2 protein-coding genes are annotated in these 2154 nt (G+C 76.1%); both read left to right on the top strand.

The window, feature by feature from the left end; all coding sequences use genetic code 11:
• A partial coding sequence (locus C1I98_RS38200; protein WP_111172099.1) for a TldD/PmbA family protein occupies positions 1-1271 on the top strand: 1271 nt, incomplete at its 5' end.
• A partial coding sequence (locus C1I98_RS38195; RefSeq protein ID WP_199537540.1) for a metallopeptidase TldD-related protein occupies positions 1271-2154 on the top strand: 884 nt, incomplete at its 3' end. The genes C1I98_RS38200 and C1I98_RS38195, both read left to right, overlap by 1 nt.

The raw sequence follows: 2154 nt of genomic DNA, 5'->3' as shown, positions 1-2154 counted from the left end.
ACGAGGGGGTGTGGGGGTTCGCCGCCGCGCCCGTGTCCGATCCGGCGTCCGTCCGGGCCACGGCGGCCCGCGCGGTGGCCGCCGCCCGCGCCGCCGCCACGGCGAGCGCGGAGCGGGTGACGCTGCCGCCGCGCCCGCCCGCCTCCGGCCGGTACGCCACCGAGGTCGCCGTCGATCCGTTCGCGCTCGGCGCGGACGTACGGCACGGCCTGCTCGGCGACGCCCTTTCGGCCGCGACCGCGCCCGCCCGGGTGGTGTCCGCCGAGGTCGGCCTGTCCGCCAAGCGCCAGCACCGGCACTACGCCGACAGCGCGGGCTCGCGCCAGCACCAGCACCTGATGGAGGCGGGCGCGATGGTCATGGCGTTCGCCTCCGACGGGCACGAGGTGCAGCGCCGCTCCTACCCGAACTCCTTCCACGGCAACACGGCGGGCGCGGGCTGGGAGTACGTGGAGTCGCTGGCGCTGGTGCGCGAGGCGGCCAGGGTCGGCGAGGAGGCCGTGGCGCTGCTCACCGCCCCGGCCGCGCCCTCCGGCGTCGCCGACCTGGTGATCGGCCCCGCCCAGATGGCGCTCCAGATCCACGAGTCGTGCGGGCACGCGCTGGAGCTGGACCGCATCCTCGGGGACGAGTCCAACTTCGCCGGGGCGTCGTTCATCACCCCCGGCGCGCTCGGCACGCTGCGGTACGGCTCGCCCGCCGTCAACGTCACCGCCGACCCGACCATGCCCGGCACCAGGGGCTCCTTCGCCTGGGACGACGAGGGCACCCCCGCCCGCAGAAGGCGCCTGATCGAGGCGGGCGTCGTGGTCGACTTCCTGTCCAGCAGGGACAGCGCCGCCCGGGTCGGCCTTGAGTCGATCGGGGCGGCCCGCGCCGACGGGTGGGCCTTCCCGCCGGTCTGCTTCGCCACCAACGTCTTCCTCGAACCCGGCGAGGGCACCCTGCCCGAGCTGCTCGACCGGCTCGGCGACGGCTACTACCTGGACGACAACCGCAGTTGGTCGATCGACGAGCGGCGACTGAACTTCCAGTTCGGCACCGAGGTCGCCTACGAGGTGCGCGGGGGCCGCAAGGGGCGGCTGCTGAAGAACTTCTCCTACGGCGGCGTGACGCCGGCCTTCTGGGGGTCGGTGGAGGCGGTGGCCGGGCCCGCGGAGTTCCGGGCGTTCGGCATGCCGTGCGGCAAGGGCGAACCCAAGCAGTGGGGGTTCCTGGGACACGGGGCCGCGCCGACGCTCGTGCGCGGCGTGCGGATCGGGGTGGCGTGATGCGGGCCTACGAAGGACGCGAGCGGGCGATGGCCGCCGTGGAGTCGGCGCTGGCGCACGCGGCCGGGGCCGACGCCGCCGAGGCGTTCCTCTCGGTGCGCGCGGGCGAGTACACCCGGTTCGCCGGGCGGCGCGTCCACCAGCCGCAGGACGTCGTGGAACGGCAGCTCATGGTGCGGGTGAACGTCGGCGGGCGGACCGCGCGGGCCGCCACGTCCGACCCGGCGAGGGCGGCGCGGGCGGTGCGCGCGGCGCTCGAACTCGCCACTTCCAACGGGGTGATCGGTGTGGCCGCGCCGCAGGAGTATCCGGAGCTGCGGCTCTGGCACGAGGACACGGCCGCCTGGGACGTGTCCGCGCGTTCGGCCGAGGCCGCCCGCACCATGCGCGCCGCAGAGGACGCCGGGGCGCTCGCCTACGGCATGTACGGCCGGGCCGCCACCGAACTCGCGGTGGCCAACACCGCCGGGCTGCGCGCGTACGCCTGCGCCACCGAGGCGTCCGGCGCGCTCACCGTCAAGGCCGGGGACGGCTCGTCGTACTGGTGCGACCTCGGACGCTCGGCCGCCGCCCTGGACCTGCCCGCCGCGGTGGCCCGCACGGTCGCCGAGGCGGCCCGCAGCCGGACCCCGGCCGAGTTGCCGGACGGGGTTCACGACGTGGTGCTGGGGCCGCTCGCGGCGGGGGAGCTGCTGCACTTCTTCGGCGCGTTCGGGTTCACCGCCGAGGCGCTGGGGGACGGCGTCGGCCTGGCCGCCACCGCCGCGGGCCGGGAACTGGCGTCCTCGCTGATCACGGTGGGGGACGACGCGCTGGCGGCGGAAGGGCTGCCGTTCCCGTTCGACTTCGAGGGCACGGCCAAGCGGCGGGTGCCCTTCCTGTC

Source organism: Spongiactinospora gelatinilytica (genome assembly GCF_003236385.1).
Lineage (GTDB): Bacteria > Actinomycetota > Actinomycetes > Streptosporangiales > Streptosporangiaceae > Spongiactinospora > Spongiactinospora gelatinilytica.
This window is presented reverse-complemented; position numbering and strand designations above follow the sequence as displayed.